The organism is Kitasatospora sp. NPDC004240 (genome assembly GCF_053603215.1).
Genome location: NZ_JBSGFD010000040.1, coordinates 1 through 19322, shown reverse-complemented (window position 1 = coordinate 19322; position 19322 = coordinate 1). Strand labels below are relative to the sequence as shown.

Sequence of the window (19322 nt, the reverse complement as noted above, 5' to 3'; positions counted from 1 at the left end):
AATGGCTCCCGCGGGCGAGGCGGAGGAGGGGGCCCGCGCGGGAGGGTGGTGGCACTGGAGAACCGGAGCGGGAGGGCAGTGGGATGAAGCGGGTGCTGGGGGCGGCCGGGATCACGGCGGCGGTGCTGCTGGGGTCGATGGGGTGCGGATGGGACGACGACCAGGAGCGGGTGGTGCGGTACGGCGTGGCCGAGCCGGTCCGGGAGCTGGTGATCGACGGTCACACCGGGGGCATCGACGTCCGCGCCGGCGACGCGGTGCGGGTGGTCGAGCGGCAGAACTTCGGGGGCGAGCCGCCGCAGACCACCCACGAGGTGAAGGACGGCACGCTCCGCCTCACGTACGACTGCGACGACTGCGGCGTCGGCTACGAGGTGACCGTGCCGGCCGGCACGGTCGTCCGGGTCAGCAGCGAGACCGGCGGGGTGAAGCTGGCCGGGCTGGCCGGCGAGGTGCGGGCGACGGTGGGCACCGGCGGGGTGACGGCGAGCGGGCTGACCTCGCCGACCGTACGGGTGAGCACCGGCACCGGGGGCATCGAGGTCGGCTTCGCGGCCAGCCCGACCACGGTGGAGGCCCGGGCCAACACCGGCGGCGTCCGGGTGACGGTGCCGCAGGGGGAGGAGTACGCGGTGGACGCGCGGGCGGACGCCGGCGGCGTCGACGTGGGGGTGCCGCGGCACGACGGCGGCGCGCGGCGGATCACCGCACACACGGACACCGGCGGGGTCACGGTGCGCCATGGCTGAGACGCGGCTGCCGGTGCCCGTCGGGAACCGGTCGCCGGTACCGGTCGGGGTGGGGCATGATCTCCTCCGCGGGGGCGGCCTCCCCGCGCCCGGGGGAGGGGTGGCGATGGAACGCGTGGCGAGCCGGTGGATCCGGCCGGCCCGGCTGAACCCGTACCTGGTGGACGGCCTGCTGGCGCTCTGCGCGGCCGGGGTCTCGCTCTGGGCCGTCGCCCAGGACGACACGGCCTGGGCCTGGTGGGTGTACGCGCTGGCGGCCGGGACGGCGGTGCCGCTGCCGTGGCGCCGGCGGGCGCCGCTGACCGTGTTCGCGGTCAGCGGCCTGGTCTCCCTACTGGTCAGCGTGCTGGCGCACAGCGCGATGCCGCAGGTGCCGCTCTACGCGGTGATCGCGATCTACACGGTGGCCGACCGCTCGCCGGACTGGCAGCGCTGGTCGGTGCTGCTGGTACTGGTGGTCGCCAACGTGCTGGGCACCCGGTCGCCGAACGGGATGCTGTTCAGCGTGCTGACCTCGGTGGGCGCGTTCGTCTTCGGCTCGCTGGTGCGCGTGCAGCGCCAGGTGGCGCAGGCCGAGACCAACCGGGCCCGGGAGGCCGGCCGGCGGGCGGCCAGCGACGCGGCGCGCGCGGTGGCCGAGGAGCGGGCCCGGATCGCCCGGGAGATGCACGACATCCTGGCGCACGCCGTCTCGCTGATGGTGATCCAGGCGGAGGCCGGGCCGCTGGTGGTGCGCAGCGACCCGGACCGCGCGGTGCGGACCTTCGACACCATCGCCGACTCCGGTCGCGACGCGATGGTTCAACTCCGGCGCGTGCTCGGCGTGTTGAAGGAGGAGGGGGCGGCGCCGATGCTCGCCCCGCAGCCCCGGCTGGGCGAGCTCGCCGAGCTGGCCGAGCGGGTGCGCGAGGCCGGACCGGCGGTCGAGCTGGACCTCGCCGACGCCGCCGCGCCGCTGCCGGCCGAGGTGGAGGCGGCGGCGTACCGGATCGTCCAGGAGGCGCTGACCAACACGGTGAAGCACGCCGGGGCCTCGCGGGTGTCGGTACGGGTGTCCCGGACGGGGGAGGAACTGTCGGTCACGGTGGCCGACGACGGGCGCGGGCTGCGGCTGTCGGCGGAGCACCTGGCGAGCGGCTGGTCCGGCGGACGCGGCCTGGTCGGCATCCGGGAGCGGGCGGCGGCCTGCGGCGGGCGCGCCGAGGCCGGGCCGGGGCCGGACGGCAGGGGTTTCCTGGTGAGCGCCCGGCTGCCGTTGGGCGCAGCGGGCCTGGCGGAGGGGGCGGGCTGATGCAGCCGATACGGGTGGTCGTCGCGGACGACCAGGAGCTGGTGCGGGCCGGGTTCGGGATGATCCTGGACGCCCAGCCGGACATCGAGGTGGTCGCGGAGGCCTGTGACGGGGCGGAGGCGATCGAGGCCGTGCGGGTGCACGGCCCCGACGTGCTGCTGCTCGACGTGCGGATGCCGGTGATGGACGGGCTGGAGGCGGCCCGCCGGGTCTGCGCGGAGTACCCGGCCACCAAGGTGATCATGCTGACCACCTTCGACATCGACGACTACGTCTTCGACGCGCTGTACGCCGGGGCCAGCGGATTCCTGCTGAAGGACGTCCGCCGGGACGACCTGGCGCACGGCGTGCGGATGGTCGCCTCCGGAGAGGCGCTGCTGGCGCCGTCGGTGACGCGCCGGCTGATCGGCGAGTTCGCCGCCCGCCGGCCCGGCGGCGCGGGCGGGCCGGGCGGCGCGGCGCAGGGGGTGCAGGGCGTCCGGGCGCCGTCGCGGCTGCTGGAGCAGCTCACCGGACGGGAGCAGGAGACGCTGCGCCTGCTGGCCCGCGGGCTCTCCAACGCGGAGATCGCGGCCGAGCTGGTGGTGAGCGAGCACACGGTGAAGACGCACGTCAGCAATGTGCTGGCCAAGCTCGGGCTGCGGGACCGGGTGCACGCGGTGGTGTTCGCCTACGAGGCGGGGGCGGTGGTGGCGGGCCAGGGCTGAGTGCGGCCGGGCTGAACGCGGCCCGGCTGAGTGCGGCCGGGTCCCTCCCGCGGCCCGGCGTCCGTGTGTCCGGGGCCGGGCGCTCGCCCGTGCTCCCTCCCGCGGCCCGGGTGCTCCCTCCCGAGGGGGAGCCGGACGGTTCACCGGCGCGGGCGATCCGCGCGGGGGCCGTGGCCGACAGGATCGGTGGTGTCGGAACGGACCCGCAGATACGGAGCGCACCATGGACAGCTCGAAGCCCGCCCGCCTCACCCCGCTCGCCGTCGTCGGCGGCCCCGCCCTGATGGGCCTGTACGGCGGCATCCGGCTGCTGGACGGCTCCCGCGAGCCGGGCGCCGGCTGGCTGGTCGGCCACGCCCTGATGTTCGTCGGACTGCTGCTCTTCGGCGTGGTGCTGGCGGCGCTGCACCGGGGGCTGCGCCCGCGGGGGGTGGCGGGCCGGATCGGTGCCGGTGCGGTCGCGGGGGCGGCGTTCGCGGGACTGGCGGCCTCGCTGGTGCAGATCGGCATCGACCTGTACGTCGGCGCGGTGGCCGTGGACAAGGCGGACCAGCACCGGATGTTCGACGTCGTCCAGAGCAAGCCGGGGGTGCTGCCGGCCTTCTACTCGGTCGGTCCGCTGCTGTTCTACGTCGGCCTGCTGGCGCTGCTGGTGGCCGCCGCGGCGGGCCGGGCGCGCACGCTGCGCTGGTGGAGCCCGGTGCTGGTGCTGGTCGGCACCGCGATGACGGCGGCGGACCTGGCGCTGATCCCGGTGGCCGCCGTGCTCCACCTGGTGGCCCTGGCCCCGCTGGCCGGCTTCGCCGGGGTGCGCCGCCCGCTGGCCGCCCGGGCCTGAGCGGCCCCGCCGGCCCGGCGGTGGACGGCGGTGTACGGCGGTGCAAGGACCCCGGAGGGGCGTCGGCGGAATTTCGCTGGCGCCCCCGACGGCCGGACCGTAGCGTCCGGGGCATGAACGAGAAGCGCCCGCTGATCGCCGTCCTGACCGGTGCCGGGATCTCGACGGACTCCGGCATCCCCGACTACCGCGGCCCGCAGGGCCTGTGGCAGCGCGACCCCGACGCCCAGCGGCTGGTGACCATCGGCCCGTACCTGAACGACCCGGAGGTCCGCCGCCGGGCCTGGGCACTGCGCGTGGAGACCGGCGCGCTCGCCGCCGAGCCGAACCCCGGCCATCTGGCGCTGGTCACGCTGGAGCGCTCCGGGCTGCCGGTGCGGGTGCTCACCCAGAACGTCGACGGGCTGCACCAGCGGGCCGGTCTGCCCGCCCGCAAGGTGCTCGAACTGCACGGCACCGCACGGGAGACGCAGTGCGTCCGGTGCCGGGTGGTGGGGCCGATGGAGGAGGCGCTGGAGCGGGTGGCGGCGGGCGAGGAGGATCCGGCCTGCCGCGCCTGCGGCGGGATGCTGCGGCCGCGCACCGTGATGTTCGGCGAGCAGCTGGACCCTGAGGTGCTCGGCCGGGCCGACGGCATCAGCAAGGCCTGCGACCTGTTCATCGCGGTCGGCACCAGCCTGCAGGTGTTCCCGGTCGCCGCGCTGCCGTACAACGCGGTGAGGAGCGGCTCCCGGCTGATCGTCATGAACGGCGAGCCGACCCCGTTCGACGAGGCGGCGGACGAGGTGATCCGCGAGCCGATCTCGCAGGCGCTGCCGGCGCTGGTGGAGCGGCTGATCGCGCGCCACGGGACGCCGGCAGGCTGACCGAGGAGGCTGAGGGGGCCGGGGGCCTAGGGGTGCCGGGGGACGTCGTACGCGCGGGGGTCTTAAAACGGGCAGGCCGCATGCGTACGATGATCGTCCCGGCTCCCCCTCACGGCCTGGAGTGATCGAGCGATGACGACGACGGCGAAGTTCGACCCCTGGTCGGCGGCGTTCGTGGCCCACCCGTACGACGCGTACGCCGAGCTGCGCGAGCACGCGCCGGTGACGTACTACGAGCCGAGCGGCCAGTGGCTGGTCTCGCGGTACGAGGACGTCAGCGCGCTGCTGCGGGACCGCCGGCTGGGCCGCACCTACACCCACCGCTTCAGCCACGAGGAGTTCGGCCGGCCCGGGCCGGACCCGGCGCACGAGCCGTTCCACACCCTCAACGACCACGGGCTGCTCGATCTGGAGGCCCCCGACCACACCCGGATCCGCCGGCTGGTCTCCAAGGCCTTCACCCCGCGCATGGTCGAGGGGCTGCGGCCCACCGTCCGTCGGCTGGCCGGCGAGCTGGTGGACGGTCTGCTCGCGGCGGGCGGTGGCGACCTGATCGCGTCCGTCGCCGAGCCGCTGCCGGTCGCGGTGATCGCCGAGATGCTGGGCGTGCCGGAGTCCGACCGGCACCTGCTGCGGCCGTGGTCCGCCGACATCACCGGCATGTTCGAGCTCAACCCGACCGAGGAGACCGCCCGCCGGGCCGTCGCCGCGAGCATCGAGTTCTCCGACTACCTGCGGGCCCTGATCCGCGAGCGCCGCGCCGCCCCCGGCGAGGACCTGATCAGCGCGCTGATCCAGGCCCAGGAGGGCTCGGACGCGCTGACCGAGCAGGAGATGGTCTCCACCTGCGTGCTGCTGCTCAACGCCGGCCACGAGGCGACCGTCAACACCACCGGCAACGGCTGGTGGGCGCTGTTCCGCAACCCCGGTGAACTCGCCCGGCTGCGCGGCTCGGTGGACGAACTGCTGCCCACCGCCGTCGAGGAGCTGATGCGCTGGGACACCCCGCTGCAGATGTTCGAGCGCTGGGTGCTGGAGGACGTCGAGGTGCGCGGCGTCACCGTCCCGCGCGGCTCCGAGATCGCCCTGCTGTTCGGCTCCGCCAACCGCGACCCCGCCCGCTTCGCCGACCCCGACCGGCTCGACCTCGCCCGCGCCGACAACCCGCACATCACCTTCGGCGCCGGAATCCACTTCTGTCTCGGCGCCCCCCTTGCCAGACTGGAGCTCACCGAGTCGTACGGGGCGCTGCTGCGCCGGGCGCCCGGGCTGCGGCTGGTCCGCGAGCCGTCGTGGCGTCCCGGCTACGTGATCCGGGGGCTGGAGGAACTGCTGGTCGAGGTCTGAGCGGGCGGGGGAGCCGGGGATGGGCAAGGCGACGGGGGCACTGCTGGGGCTGGCGATCGGCGACGCCCTCGGGCGGCCGACCGAGTTCCGCACGGTCGAGATGATCGCCGCGTACGAGGGTCCGGACTGGCGCCGGCTCCGGCTCCCCGAGAAGGCGCTGGTCACCGACGACACCCAGATGACCCTGGCCCTCGCCCGCGCCCTGCGCACCGCCCTGGAGCGCGGGCCGCTGACCCCGCTGCGCCTGGAGCGGCCGCTGCGCGAGGAGTTCGTCGACTGGTGGCGCTCGCCCGAGAACAACCGCGCCCCCGGCATGACCTGCCTGCGCTCCTGCGAACGGCTCTCCCACCCCGGGCGGCCCTGGCAGGTGGCCAGTGACATCGGCTCCAAGGGCTGCGGCGCCAACATGCGGGTCGCCCCGCTCGGCCTGGTGCGCGAGCTGGACGGGCGGCAGCTGGCCGGCGCCGCGCAGCTGCAGTCCGGGCTGACCCACGGGCACCCCACCGCACTGGCCGCCGGCGACCTCACCGCGTACGCCGTCCGCAAGCTCGCCGAGGGCCTGCCGCCGTCCGGGCTGCCCGCCGTGTTGCGGGCGTACGCGCTGGCCAATCACCGTCGCTACGACGGGTTCTGGTTGGGGGACCTGGCGGCGCACGCGCAGGACCGCGACGCCGAGGCGTTCATCGCGCGCGGCTGGGCCGAGTGCCTGGGCGTCCTCGACCGGCTGGACGCGGCGCTCGCCCGTCCCGACCTGGAGGCCGACCCCTGCCTGGCGACCGGCGAGGGCTGGATCGCCGAGGAGGCGCTGGCCACCGGGCTGCTCTGCTTCCTGCTGCTGCCCGACGACCCGGTCGCCGCGGTCCGCCGGGCCGCCTACTCCTCGGGTGACTCCGATTCGATCGCCTGCCTGACCGGCGCCTTCGCCGGTGCCCGGCACGGCGCGGCGGCCTGGCCCGAGGAGTGGGTGGAGCGCATCGAGCACCGCGACGAACTGCTGGCCTTCGGGGCGCTCTGGGACTGAGCACGACGGCGGCCGGGCGGAACCGGGCCGCCGGGTGGCACGTCGAAGGGCCATGAGTCGTACCGAGATGGGTCCCACCGCACCGCGGACCGGCGAGCGCGCCGACCTCCGCGCCGCCGCCCGTACGGCCACCCGTGCCGCCGGCCGCCACCGGCGCCCGGCCGCGCTGCTGCTGGCCGCCGCGCTCACCGCGCCGCTGCTCACCGGGTGCGGCAGCACCGGGGCCGCCGAGCCCGTGGTGGTCCGCGCCACCGCGCCCGGCACCCCGGCGCCCGTCGCCCCGGACCGGGTCGCCGCGGCCGCCGCCGGCACCACCGCCTTCGGCCTCGATCTCTACCGCGCCCTGGCCGCCGCCCCCCAGGGCGAGGGCCGCAACCTGGTGCTCTCGCCGTCCGGGCTCTCCACCGTGCTCAGCATGCTGCTGCCCGGCGCGCGCGGCGCCACCGCCGACGAACTCGCCAGGGCGCTGCACACCGAACTCGCCCCCGCCGACCACGCCCTCGCCACCGGCGCCCTCAACCGCGCCACCCGCGCCGGCGGCGAACTGACCCTGCGCCAGTCCGACCGGCTCTGGGCCCAGCAGGGCTTCCCGCTCAATCCGGACTACCTGAACACCCTGGCCGCCGCCTTCGACACCGGCGTGCACACCACCGACTTCGCCAAGGACCCCGAAGGCTCCCGCAGGACCGTCAACCAGCAGGTGGAGAAGGACACCGAGGGCCTGATCAAGAACCTCTTCGGCGAGCGCGCGATCACCGGGGACACCCGGCTGGTGCTCACCGACGCCCTCTACCTCAAGGCCAAGTGGGAGTCGCCGTTCAAGCGCGCCGACACCGCCGACCGGCCGTTCCGGCGACCCGACGGTTCCACCGCGCAGGTCCCCACCATGAAGCAGACCGCCGCGCTGCGCTACGCCCAGGGCTCCGGCGGCATCGTCGGCCAGCCCTGGGCCGCGGTCGAACTCCCCTACCGGGACGGCACCCTGGCGATGGACCTGATCGTCCCGGCGCAGGGCGGCTTCCAGCAGTTCGTCAAGGCGCTGGACGACGCCCAGCTGGCCACCATCCTCGGCTCGCTCGACCGGCGCGCCGTCGAGCTGACCGTGCCGCGCTTCCACTTCGAGAGCTCCCACGACCTGGTCCCGGCGCTGCGCACGCTCGGGGTGAAGGCCGCCTTCGACGGCGCCGACCTCGGCGGCATCCCCGGCCCCGGGGCGCAGCGGGCGCTGAACGTGAGCGCGGTCGTGCAGAAGGCCACCGTCGAGGTCGACGAGGAGGGCACGGTGGCCGCCGCCGGCAGCGGGGTGGTGAACGGCGTGTCCGCGGCGGCGCCGCCCAAGGACCTGGTGCAGCTGCACATCGACCGGCCGTTCCTGTTCCTGGTCCGGGACACCGCGACCGGCCGCCCGTTGTTCCTCGGCCAGGTCACCGACCCGCTGGGCGGGTAGGCCGGGAGGGCGGCCCAGCACGGCGGGTGGGCCGGGCAGGGGGTGGCTCAGTGCGGCGGGTAGCGGTCCTCCAGCGCCGGGTGGGCCGGCTCGCGGCTGCCGAAGAGCACCAGCAGGTCGTCGGCGACCCGCAGCAGCACCTCCCGGCCCTCGACCGCCTCCGTCCAGTCCCGCGGCAGCGCCGCCGCCCCGTACGCCGCGCCGACCAGGTTGCCGCAGACCGCGCCGGTGGAGTCGCTGTCCCCGGAGTGGTTGACCGCCAGCAGCAGCGCCTCCCGGGCCGGGTCCGGCCCGGGGGCGGCGGCCAGCGCGCAGTACACCGCGATGGCCAGGCACTCCTCGGCGATCCAGCCGAGCCCGACCCGCTCCACCGCCTCGGCCGACGGCCCGCCGTCCTCCTCGGCCACCCGCACGGCCCGGCGCAGCGCCCGTACGGTCTCCTCGGAGCGCGGCTGCTCGGCGGTCTGCTCGATGGTCTCGCCGACCGCCGTCCACAGCGGTGTGCCGCCGGCGACCCGCTCGACCAGCGCCGCGAAGGCACCGGCCGCCAGGTAGCCGGTCGGGTGCCCGTGGGTGAGCTGGGCGCACTGCAGGGCCAGTCCGAAGGCCTGCTCGGCGCCCAGCCGGGCCAGCCCGAACGGCGCCGAGCGCATCACCGTGCCGCACCCCTTGGAGTGGGCGTTGATCGGCCCGGGCCGCCCCGGCGCGGAGGGCGCCTCGAACTCCCGGTGGTACGCCGTCCCGCTCAGGCAGGCGTTGCCCGGCGCCCGGCGCGCGTACAGGAACGGCTGGCGCAGCAGCCACCCGTCGTACGGCACGCCCGGCTGGGTGCTGTCCGGCGAGCCCTGCTGCTGCGTCAGCAGCCAGCGCTGGTAGGCGCCGTGGACGGCCTCCGGCACCGAACCGCCGCCGCCCGACCAGCCGCGGACGAAGCCGCGGATCAGGCCCTCGGCGGTGAACAGCGTCATCTGGGTGTCATCGGTGACCTCGGCGATCCGGCCGCCGGTCGGCAGCCCGGTGACGCCGTCCGGGCCGTACTGCTCGCGGATCTGGTGGAGTTGCAGGAACTCCACCGGCCAGCCCAGCGCGTCGCCGATCGCCCCGCCGAGCAGCGCCCCGCGGACCCGGTCCGCGAACCCGCTCTCCGTCACCGTCGCCGCCGCCTGTGTCACCGCTGCCCCCTCACCTGGTCCCGGCGTCCGTTCTACCACTGGCCCCGCGGGCGGGCGGGGGCGACGGTGGGCCCGTCCGGCCACCGCGCGCCGGCCGGACGGGCCCACGGGGCGGGCGGGGCGACCGGGCTCAGCGACGGATCTCGCCGGCGCGCCCGCCCAGCGCCGCCCGGTCGGCGGCGGCCCGGCCGGCCGCCCAGCCCTCGCCGTCGCTGACCCGCACCCGCTGGGAGACCAGCTTGGGGAACATCCGGCCGACCTCGTCGTCCACCGCCCGGGTCCGCGCGGCCAGCGCCGGCAGCAGCCGCTCGTCGGGCAGCTGCCGCTCCTCGGTGCCGTCCTCGTGCACGTGCCGGCCGGCCGCCGCGTCGCTGGTCGCCCGTTCGGTGGCCTCGGCGAGCCGCTCGCGGATCCGTGCCGCGTACGCCACCAGGAAGGACTGCCGGAACGCCTTGGTGCGCGAGGCCCCGTCCAGGTGCTGGCGGGAGCCGGCCCGCTGCATCGCCGAGGTCGCCTGCACCAGCAGCGAGGTGTACAGCAGCTCCACGCCGTCCAGGTCGCCGTCGAAGCCGATGACGGTGCAGAAGCCGAACTCCTTGGCCCACACCACCCGGCAGCGGTTGGCCGCGGCCACCGCGTCCAGCAGCATCGTCTTGGGCCCCTCGTACGGGTTGTCCACCCCGATCCGCAGCGCCCCGGGGGCGTGGGCGTCCTCGCCGTCGACCGCCAGCAGCGCCTCGTCGATGCTGTGCCGGGCCATCAGCTGCTGGGCCTTGGCGGTCAGCGCCTCGGCCTCCTCCGGGTACTCGGTGGACTCGGCCTTGGCCAGCAGCGCGCGGATCCGCGGCAGCATCCGGGGCTCGTGCGCGGCCGGACGGGCCGCCCGGTGGTCAGACCGGTGGTCCGTCCGGGGCGCCGAGGCCTGACCGGGCGCCGGGCCGACCGGGGAGATCGGGGGCAGCCGGCCCCAGCCGCGCAGCAGCTCCAGGGCGGCGGTGGCCAGCGCGAACCGGTCCAGCCGGTGGCGCTGGGCGAAGGCGGTCAGGTACTGCGCGTCGTCGGACCACCACACCTCGGCCTCCAGCTCGCGCAGCTGCTCGCGCCAGCGCCGGTCCAGCGCGGCGGCCGGGTGGCGCCTGCCCTCGGCGGCGATCAGGTCGACGGCCAGGGCCAGGTGTACGGGCCTGAGGTCCCGCCGCACCACCCGGGCCAGGTCGGCGGGGCGCCAGCCGGCCGACCAGCAGCGGCCGAGCGCGGTCTCCGCGTACGCCAGCAGGGCGCGTGCGACGGCCGGCCACTGCCCGGGGGAGGCGGCGAGCAGGGAGGCGCCGGTGTCCAGCGCGAGGTCCAGCCCCTCCTCGGGGGCGGTCACGACCTGCCGCACCGCCTGTTCCAGCAGGGCCACGGCACCCCCGTCCGCCGTCGTGTCCCCGGCCTGCCGCCTGCGCCTGCCCACGGTGATTCCTGCCCTCGTCGCGTCCGGTGTCCTCGGGCGCTCGGGCCCATCAGCCATGATGCCGGAGCGCGGGCGGGGCGGGGCGGCGGTCGGCGGGCGCCGCCGAACGGGGCACGACCGTCCGGGGCGCGACCGTCCGGGGCGCGGCCGAACGGGTGGTCCGCGGCGGGGCCGGTCCACGGGCACGGAATCCGCACGAGGTGTTGGGCGGAAGTGGCAACTACCGATGGGCGTCGTTCGTCCTGCACTATGAGCGTCAGCGTGCACGCGGGGCGTGCCGGGGTCGGGAGGTGGCGGATGGCCGTGCAGCCGTGGGGTCAGCAGGGCTCCGGGGGCGGAGGGGTGCCTCCCGTCGCCGTGCCGTCGGGAGGGCTGCCGCACACCGCGATGCGGGCCTCGCACGCCGACCGGGACCGCACGGTGGACGTGCTGAAGGCCGCGTTCGCCGAGGGGCGGCTCACCCCGGACGAGTACTCCCAGCGCTTCGACCTGGCGAGCCAGGCGCAGACGTACGGCGAGCTGGCGCGGGTCGTCGCCGACCTGCCGGCCGGGCCGATGGTGGCGCCGGCGGTGCTCCCGCCGCCGCCGGTGGCGGTGATGCCGATGGTCCCGGTCGTCCCGGCGACCTTCCTGCCCCCGCCGCCGCTGCCGCGCCGGACCAACGGCGCCGCGGTGACCGCGCTGGTCCTGGGCGTGCTGACGTTCACCTCCGGCGGGCTGACCGGGATCCCGGCCGTGATCTTCGGACACAAGGCGAAGCAGCAGCTGCGGGAGCGGGACGAGGAGGGCGACGGCATGGCGAACGTCGGCCTGGTCCTCGGCTACCTCTCGGTCGCGGGCTGGGCGCTGCTGCTGATGGGGCTGCTGTTCCTGGGCGTCTGAGTGGCGAAGCCCCCCGCACTGTGATAGAGCGGCAGGTGTGGGCCCCGACACCGGGCCGCCGTCCGGGCGACACCCGGCCGCTCCCCGGGTCACGGCGGCGACCTGCGGCGTTGCATTTGTTTTGACCGCGCCCGATGCGCTAGGTACGCTCTGACCTTGTGCCTGGGGTGTCCCCGGGTCCTTGTGCGTGCATGCACACCGGCCGCCGCGCCAAGCCGGAGCGCCCTCCAGCGCCCCGCGCGTGAGCGCCGTCGCTGTACATCAGCTCATGGGATTCCGTGCCGGAAGAAACCCAACACACCCGACCGCGTGGGTCGACCACGGGGCCGTGTGGGACGGGTAACACCGCAGGTTAGTTCCACCAAGCCTTGGCACACAGAAAACGGAGAAACGGTGCCTACGATCCAGCAGCTGGTCCGAAAGGGCCGGCAGGACAAGGTCGAGAAGAACAAGACTCCCGCGCTGAAGGGCTCCCCGCAGCGCCGCGGAGTCTGCACGCGTGTGTACACGACCACCCCGAAGAAGCCGAACTCGGCGCTTCGTAAGGTCGCCCGTGTGCGCCTCACCAGCGGGATCGAGGTCACCGCTTACATTCCGGGCGAGGGCCACAACCTGCAGGAGCACTCCATCGTGCTGGTGCGCGGTGGTCGTGTGAAGGACCTTCCTGGTGTCCGCTACAAGATCATCCGCGGTTCCCTCGACACCCAGGGTGTCAAGAACCGCAAGCAGGCCCGCAGCCGCTACGGCGCCAAGAAGGAGAAGTAAGAATGCCTCGTAAGGGCCCCGCCCCGAAGCGCCCGGTCATCATCGACCCGGTTTACGGCTCCCCGGTCGTCACCCAGCTGGTCAACAAGATCCTGCTGCACGGCAAGCGCTCCACCGCCGAGCGGATCGTCTACGGCGCCCTCGAGGGCGTCCGTGAGAAGACCGGCTCGGACCCGGTCGTGACCCTGAAGCGCGCTCTGGAGAACGTCAAGCCGGCCCTCGAGGTCAAGTCCCGCCGTGTCGGTGGCGCGACCTACCAGGTTCCGGTCGAGGTCCGTCCGGGCCGTGCCAGCACCCTGGCGCTGCGCTGGATGGTCGGTTACTCCCGCGCCCGTCGCGAGAAGACCATGACCGAGCGCCTGATGAACGAGATCCTCGACGCCAGCAACGGCCTGGGCGCTTCCGTGAAGCGTCGCGAGGACACCCACAAGATGGCCGAGTCCAACAAGGCCTTCGCGCACTACCGCTGGTAGTCCGAACCCCGTCACTAGACAGAGAGAGAACGAGCCACCATGGCTGCAACCTCCCTTGACCTTGCCAGGGTCCGCAACATCGGGATCATGGCGCACATCGACGCGGGCAAGACCACCACCACCGAGCGGATCCTGTTCTACACCGGTGTGTCGTACAAGATCGGTGAGGTCCACGATGGCGCTGCCACCATGGACTGGATGGAGCAGGAGCAGGAGCGCGGCATCACGATCACGTCGGCCGCGACGACCTGTCACTGGACGGTCGACGACGTCGACAACACCATCAACATCATCGACACCCCGGGTCACGTCGACTTCACCGTCGAGGTGGAGCGTTCGCTGCGCGTCCTCGACGGTGCCGTGACGGTGTTCGACGGTGTCGCCGGTGTCGAGCCCCAGTCCGAGACCGTGTGGCGGCAGGCTGACCGCTACGGCGTCCCGCGCATCTGCTTCATCAACAAGCTGGACCGCACGGGCGCGAACTTCTTCTTCTGCGTGGACACCATCGTGGAGCGCCTCGGCGCGACCCCGCTGGTCATGCAGCTCCCGATCGGTGCCGAGTCGGACTTCAAGGGCGTCGTCGACCTCGTCCGCATGAAGGCGCTGGTCTGGTCCGCCGAGGCCGCCAAGGGCGAGATGTACGACATCGTCGACATCCCGGCCGAGCTGCAGGAGCAGGCCGACGAGTACCGCGAGCAGCTGATCGACACCGTGTCGAACGTCAGCGACGAGGTCATGGAGCTCGCCCTCGAGGGCGAGGAGATCCCCCTCGACGTGCTGCAGGCCGCGATCCGCAAGGGCACGCTGAACTCGGACTTCACGCCGATCTTCTGCGGTACCGCGTTCAAGAACAAGGGCGTCCAGCCCCTGCTCGACGCGGTCGTCAAGTACCTGCCGTCCCCGCTGGACATCGAGTCCATCGAGGGCACCAAGCCGGGCGACGACGAGGTCAAGATCTCCCGCAAGGCCTCGGACGACGAGCCGCTCGCCGCGCTCGCGTTCAAGATCATGTCGGACCCGCACCTCGGCAAGCTCACCTTCGTCCGGGTCTACTCGGGCCGCCTGGAGTCCGGCACCTCGGTGCTGAACGCCGTGAAGGGCAAGAAGGAGCGCATCGGCAAGATCTACCGCATGCACGCGAACAAGCGTGAGGAGATCGACTCGGTGGGCGCCGGCGACATCATCGCCGTCATGGGCCTGAAGCAGACCACCACCGGTGAGACGCTGTCCGACGAGAAGCACCCGGTCATCCTGGAGTCCATGGACTTCCCGGCCCCGGTCATCCGCGTCGCGATCGAGCCCAAGTCCAAGGGCGACCAGGAGAAGCTGGGTGTCGCCATCCAGCGTCTCGCGGAGGAGGACCCCTCCTTCCAGGTCAACACGGACGAGGAGACCGGCCAGACCATCATCGCGGGCATGGGCGAGCTGCACCTCGAGGTGCTCGTCGACCGTATGCGCCGTGAGTTCAAGGTCGAGGCCAACGTCGGCAAGCCGCAGGTGGCGTACCGCGAGACGATCCGCAAGGGCGTCGAGCGCATCGACTACACGCACAAGAAGCAGACCGGTGGCTCCGGCCAGTTCGCGAAGATCCAGATCGCGATCGAGCCGATCGAGTCCGGCGAGGGCTACGAGTTCGTCAACAAGGTCACCGGTGGCCGTGTGCCGAAGGAGTACATCCCCTCGGTCGACGCCGGTTGCCAGGAGGCCATGGAGTTCGGCGTGCTCGCCGGCTACCCGCTCCAGGGTGTCCGCGTGACGCTGCTCGACGGTGCCTCGCACGACGTCGACTCCTCCGAGCTCGCGTTCAAGATCGCCGGCTCGATGGCCTTCAAGGAAGGCGCCAAGAAGGCCTCCCCGGCCCTCCTGGAGCCGATGATGGCCGTCGAGGTCACCACGCCCGAGGACTACCTGGGCGATGTGATCGGCGACATCAACTCCCGCCGTGGACAGATGAAGTCCATGGAGGAGCGTCACGGTGCCCGCGTCGTTTCCGCGCTGGTGCCCCTCTCCGAGATGTTCGGCTACGTCGGTGACCTGCGCAGCAAGACCTCTGGTCGCGCGAGCTACTCGATGCAGTTCGACTCGTACGCCGAGGTTCCGCGGAACGTGGCGGACGACATCATCGCCAAGGCCAAGGGCGAGTAAGGTCCGGCACTGCCGGCCATCCGATCAGCCCGACATTCGGGATGATTAGGACCCCTTAGGCTATTAGGAGGCGTCCCGGGAGAATCCGGCCGGATTCTCCCGGGGGCCTCCGGCCCCCACCCGCGGGACGGCATGGGATGCCTCGGCCTCCCGTACCCAACCCGATCAAAGACCAACTGACGTCAGCACGGCGTACAGAACTGTCCTCAGGAGGACTGCAGTGGCGAAGGCGAAGTTCGAGCGGACGAAGCCCCACGTCAACATCGGCACCATCGGTCACATCGACCACGGTAAGACGACCCTTACCGCGGCGATCACCAAGGTGCTGCACGACGCGTACCCGGACATCAACCCCTTCACGCCGTTCGACCAGATCGACAAGGCGCCGGAGGAGCGGCAGCGCGGTATCACCATCTCGATCGCGCACGTCGAGTACCAGACCGAGGCGCGTCACTACGCCCACGTCGACTGCCCGGGTCACGCGGACTACATCAAGAACATGATCACCGGTGCGGCCCAGATGGACGGTGCGATCCTCGTCGTCGCCGCCACCGACGGCCCGATGCCGCAGACCAAGGAGCACGTCCTCCTGGCCCGCCAGGTCGGCGTCCCCTACATCGTCGTCGCCCTGAACAAGGCCGACATGGTGGACGACGAGGAGATCCTGGAGCTCGTCGAGCTCGAGGTCCGTGAGCTCCTCTCCGAGTACGAGTTCCCGGGCGACGACCTGCCGGTCGTCCGCGTCTCCGCGCTGAAGGCGCTGGAGGGCGACAAGGAGTGGGGCGAGAAGCTCCTCGGCCTGATGCACGCGGTGGACGAGAGCATCCCGACCCCGGCCCGCGCCGTGGACCAGCCGTTCCTGATGCCGATCGAGGACGTCTTCACGATCACCGGTCGTGGCACCGTCGTCACCGGTCGTATCGAGCGCGGCATCCTCAAGGTCAACGAGACTGTCGACATCATCGGCATCAAGGAGACCAAGACCACCACCACGGTCACCGGCATCGAGATGTTCCGCAAGCTGCTCGACGAGGGCCAGGCCGGTGAGAACGTCGGTCTGCTCCTCCGTGGCATCAAGCGCGAGGACGTCGAGCGCGGCCAGGTCATCATCAAGCCGGGCTCGGTCACCCCGCACACCGAGTTCGAGGCCCAGTCCTACATCCTGTCGAAGGACGAGGGTGGCCGTCACACCCCGTTCTTCAACAACTACCGCCCGCAGTTCTACTTCCGTACCACGGACGTGACCGGCGTCGTGACCCTCCCCGAGGGCACCGAGATGGTCATGCCGGGCGACAACACCGCCATGACCGTCGTGCTGATCCAGCCGATCGCCATGGAGGAGGGCCTGAAGTTCGCCATCCGTGAGGGTGGCCGCACCGTTGGCGCCGGCCAGGTCACCAAGATCCTCAAGTAATTCGAGGATGTAGACCTGCCTGCACCACAGGCGAACCGGAGGGCCCCGCACACCGAGAGGTGTGCGGGGCCCTCCGGCGTGTCGGGTGGACGGCGACGCGGTCCGGTGATCTGCCGGCGCCCCCCGACCGTTAAACTGAGCCACCCGCGGTCACCGCACGGAGCGAGGACCGGCCGAGGGCCACCGCCCCACTCGCCGAAAGCGCCCTGGAATGACTTCTGCCCCGCTTCTGACGAAGCCGTTGCGACTGCGGCGCCGCGCGTCGGCCCGGCCGGACGGCGCGGAGGGAGCACCGGCCCGGCGCCCCCGGCTCTACGCGCTGGACGGCATGCGGCTCTTCGCCGCGCTCAGCGTGCTGTCCTTCCACTGGACGGCCTACGTCGGCATCGCCGGCGTGTGGCAGGGGGTCACCCCCAAGGAGGCGCTGCCGCTGCTCAACCGGGTGGCCGCCTACGGCTGGCTGGGCGTCGAGCTGTTCTTCGTCATCAGCGGGTTCGTGATCTGCATGAGCTGCTGGGGCAAGCGCTCGGGCGAGTTCTTCGTCTCCCGGGTGGTGCGGCTGTACCCGGCGTACTGGGCCGGCATCGCGCTGACCACGCTGGTGGTGCTCAACCTCGACCAGTTCGCCCGATGGGGCGCCGGTGACGGCCTGAACGCGCGGACCGTCCTCGGCAACCTGACGATGCTGCAGACCCCGCTGGGGATGCGCCACGTCGACGGCGTGTACTGGACCCTCTGGGTCGAGATGCGCTTCTACCTGCTGTTCGCGATCGTCGTCGCCACCGGGCTGACCTACCGCAAGGTGGTCGCCTTCTGCGGGATCTGGAGCATCCTGTCGGTGCTCGCCCCCGCGGCCGGGATCCCGCTGCTGACCACGATGGTGCTGCCGGACGAGGCGCCGTTCTTCATCGCCGGCGTCGGCATGTTCCTGATGTACCGCTTCGGCCAGAACCTGCTGCTCTGGGGCATCGTCGGCTTCTCCTGGATCCTCGCCCTCACCCGGATCGAGCACATCCAGACGATCTACGTCAACGTGTTGGGCCACCCCCTCTCCTGGAAGGTGATGGCCGCCGCGGTGACCTTGGCCTTCGCCCTGGTGCTCGGCGCGGCCCTGGGCTGGTTCAACTGGGTGCAGTGGAAGTGGCTCACCGTGGCCGGCGCGCTCACCTACCCGCTCTACCTGATCCACCAGGAAGTCGGCTGGACGCTCATCCACTACCTGCTCACCAAGGACTTCGGCGTGGCCGCGGCGCTCGCCACGGCGCTGGCCGTGGTGCTGGTGACGGCCTGGCTGATCCACAAGCTGGTGGAGAAGCCGCTGTCCAAGGTGCTGAAGAACGGCCTCGACCGTTCGATGGCGACCCTGCGGCGCGCCTCCGACGAGCCGCCGGTGGTCAAGCACTGATCCGCCGGATGAGAACCGGGTGAGACGGGCGGCCAGGGCCCTTCATGCAGGGGTAAAAAGCTGCTGCTAGCCTGGCGCCCAGTTCCCGCTCTCCCCGCGTCCCCCGCGGGCCGGCCCGACACCGGGGCGGGGATTCCGCGGCCGCGCGGGCCCCAGCCCGCCGGGCCCGGTCGTGCACATCCCTCCCGCATCCGATCTCTCGGCCGGCCGGCCCGTCCCTCGCACCCCGGCCCGGGCCGAACCTTCACAAAGACATAGGGACAGGCGAACAACGATGTACAACGCAGCACTCTCGGCGGAGCAGGACGCACTGCCGACGCCCCTGTTGTCGGTCGTGATCCCGATCTACAACGAGCAGGAGGCCCTGCCGCTGACGGTGCAGCGCCTGCGGCCGATCCTGGACGGGCTCGGCGTCACGTACGAGGTCGTCGGCATCGACGACGGCAGCACCGACGCCACCCCGGTGATCATGCAGAAGATCCACCAGGACTGGCCCGAGTTCCGCATCGTGCGCTTCGCCCGCAACTCCGGCCACCAGGCCGCGCTGACCGCGGGCATCCACCGCGCGTACGGCGACTACGTGGTCTCCATCGACGCCGACCTGCAGGACCCGCCGGAGAAGATCCCGGAGATGCTCTCGCTCGCCCGGGAGCAGAACCTCGACATCGTCTACGGCGTGCGCGGCGACCGCGGCACCGACACCTTCTTCAAGCGGCGCACGGCCGGCGCGTACTACTGGCTGATGCGCAAGCTCGTCGGCAAGAAGATGCCCAACCAGGCCGGTGACTACCGCCTGCTGAGCCGTGCCGCCGTCGACGCCCTGAAGTCGCTGCCCGAGCACCAGCCCGTCTACCGCCTCCTGGTGCCGTGGCTGGGCTTCCCCAGCGGCGAGGTGGTCTACGTGCGCGAGGAGCGGGTCGCGGGGAGCACCCACTACCCGCTGTCGAAGATGGTCCGCCTGGCCATCGACAGCATCACCAACTTCTCCGCCAGCCCGCTGCGGCTGGCCACCTGGCTGGGCCTGCTCAGCTTCGTGCTCTGCTTCGCCCTCGGCATCTACACGGCGGTGGAGTACACGCTCGGCAACACCGTCCCGGGCTGGTCCTCGCTCTTCGTCGGCATGCTGTTCCTCGGTGCCGTCCAGCTCTTCTGCATCGGTCTGCTCGGTGAGTACGTGGGCCGGATCTACTCGGCCGCGCAGTCCCGTCCGGCGTACTTCATCGGCTACGACTCGGCCGAGGACAACCGGGCCGCGCGGGCCCCGAAGGTCACCGAGTACGTGGGCTGAGCACCGGCCGTGGCCGGGCGGGGGGGGGCGGCGGGGGGGCCCGGCGGCGAGCTCCA

The 19322-nt window shown here is 72.7% G+C and carries 17 protein-coding genes; 15 read left to right on the top strand and 2 right to left on the bottom strand.

Features of this window, described 5'->3' with window-relative positions; translation table 11 throughout:
* Positions 1-83: 83 nt before the first annotated feature.
* From ACWEQL_RS13595 to ACWEQL_RS13560, 8 genes are all read left to right on the top strand, one after another.
* Positions 84-749 (top strand): DUF4097 family beta strand repeat-containing protein, encoded by a 666-nt coding sequence (locus tag ACWEQL_RS13595; RefSeq protein WP_452150399.1) that lies wholly within the window; start codon positions 84-86, stop codon positions 747-749.
* 106 nt (positions 750-855) lie between these two features.
* Positions 856-2040, top strand: coding sequence for a sensor histidine kinase (locus ACWEQL_RS13590; protein WP_452150398.1), 1185 nt, complete (start codon positions 856-858; stop codon positions 2038-2040).
* On the top strand, positions 2040-2747 hold the full coding sequence (locus ACWEQL_RS13585; RefSeq protein ID WP_452150397.1) for a response regulator: 708 nt from the start codon (positions 2040-2042) through the stop codon (positions 2745-2747). Before ACWEQL_RS13590 ends, ACWEQL_RS13585 begins: the two co-directional genes overlap by 1 nt.
* A gap of 223 nt (positions 2748-2970) precedes the next feature.
* Positions 2971-3585, top strand: a complete 615-nt coding sequence (locus tag ACWEQL_RS13580; protein WP_452150396.1) for a hypothetical protein — start codon at positions 2971-2973, stop codon at positions 3583-3585.
* Between the two features lie 113 nt (positions 3586-3698).
* Positions 3699-4451 carry an SIR2 family NAD-dependent protein deacylase gene (locus tag ACWEQL_RS13575; protein WP_452150395.1) on the top strand — a complete coding sequence of 251 codons (753 nt, stop codon included), beginning with the start codon at positions 3699-3701 and terminating at the stop codon, positions 4449-4451.
* A 132-nt stretch (positions 4452-4583) separates the two neighbouring features.
* Positions 4584-5798, top strand: coding sequence for a cytochrome P450 (locus ACWEQL_RS13570; protein ID WP_452150394.1), 1215 nt, complete (start codon positions 4584-4586; stop codon positions 5796-5798).
* 19 nt (positions 5799-5817) lie between these two features.
* Positions 5818-6819 carry an ADP-ribosylglycohydrolase family protein gene (locus ACWEQL_RS13565; RefSeq protein ID WP_452150393.1) on the top strand — a complete coding sequence of 334 codons (1002 nt, stop codon included), beginning with the start codon at positions 5818-5820 and terminating at the stop codon, positions 6817-6819.
* A 67-nt stretch (positions 6820-6886) separates the two neighbouring features.
* Positions 6887-8266, top strand: coding sequence for a serpin family protein (locus ACWEQL_RS13560; RefSeq protein ID WP_452150392.1), 1380 nt, complete (start codon positions 6887-6889; stop codon positions 8264-8266).
* A gap of 47 nt (positions 8267-8313) precedes the next feature.
* Here ACWEQL_RS13560 and ACWEQL_RS13555 read toward each other — a convergent pair whose 3' ends face one another.
* Together ACWEQL_RS13555 and ACWEQL_RS13550 are read right to left on the bottom strand one after the other, a co-directional pair.
* Positions 8314-9438: an ADP-ribosylglycohydrolase family protein gene (locus ACWEQL_RS13555; RefSeq protein ID WP_452150391.1), complete on the bottom strand. Its 1125-nt coding sequence runs from the start codon at positions 9436-9438 to the stop codon at positions 8314-8316.
* A 130-nt stretch (positions 9439-9568) separates the two neighbouring features.
* Positions 9569-10894, bottom strand: coding sequence for a DUF2786 domain-containing protein (locus ACWEQL_RS13550; RefSeq protein WP_452150390.1), 1326 nt, complete (start codon positions 10892-10894; stop codon positions 9569-9571).
* A 387-nt stretch (positions 10895-11281) separates the two neighbouring features.
* Between ACWEQL_RS13550 and ACWEQL_RS13545 the strand changes: the two genes are divergently transcribed.
* From ACWEQL_RS13545 to ACWEQL_RS13515, 7 genes are all read left to right on the top strand, one after another.
* Entirely contained in the window at positions 11282-11776 is a 495-nt protein-coding gene (locus ACWEQL_RS13545; protein WP_452150426.1) for a DUF1707 and DUF4190 domain-containing protein, read from the top strand.
* A gap of 393 nt (positions 11777-12169) precedes the next feature.
* Positions 12170-12541 carry a 30S ribosomal protein S12 gene (gene rpsL, locus ACWEQL_RS13540; protein WP_014144289.1) on the top strand — a complete coding sequence of 124 codons (372 nt, stop codon included), beginning with the start codon at positions 12170-12172 and terminating at the stop codon, positions 12539-12541.
* A gap of 2 nt (positions 12542-12543) precedes the next feature.
* Positions 12544-13014: a 30S ribosomal protein S7 gene (rpsG, locus tag ACWEQL_RS13535; RefSeq protein WP_030055803.1), complete on the top strand. Its 471-nt coding sequence runs from the start codon at positions 12544-12546 to the stop codon at positions 13012-13014.
* A gap of 39 nt (positions 13015-13053) precedes the next feature.
* Positions 13054-15159, top strand: coding sequence for an elongation factor G (gene fusA / locus ACWEQL_RS13530; protein WP_452150389.1), 2106 nt, complete (start codon positions 13054-13056; stop codon positions 15157-15159).
* Between the two features lie 220 nt (positions 15160-15379).
* Positions 15380-16573, top strand: a complete 1194-nt coding sequence (gene tuf / locus ACWEQL_RS13525; protein ID WP_452150388.1) for an elongation factor Tu — start codon at positions 15380-15382, stop codon at positions 16571-16573.
* A 211-nt stretch (positions 16574-16784) separates the two neighbouring features.
* A complete protein-coding gene (locus tag ACWEQL_RS13520; protein ID WP_452150387.1) occupies positions 16785-17978 on the top strand; it encodes an acyltransferase family protein in 1194 nt (397 codons plus the stop codon).
* Between the two features lie 274 nt (positions 17979-18252).
* Positions 18253-19266 carry a glycosyltransferase gene (locus tag ACWEQL_RS13515; protein WP_452150386.1) on the top strand — a complete coding sequence of 338 codons (1014 nt, stop codon included), beginning with the start codon at positions 18253-18255 and terminating at the stop codon, positions 19264-19266.
* The last annotated feature ends 56 nt before the right edge of the window (positions 19267-19322 follow it).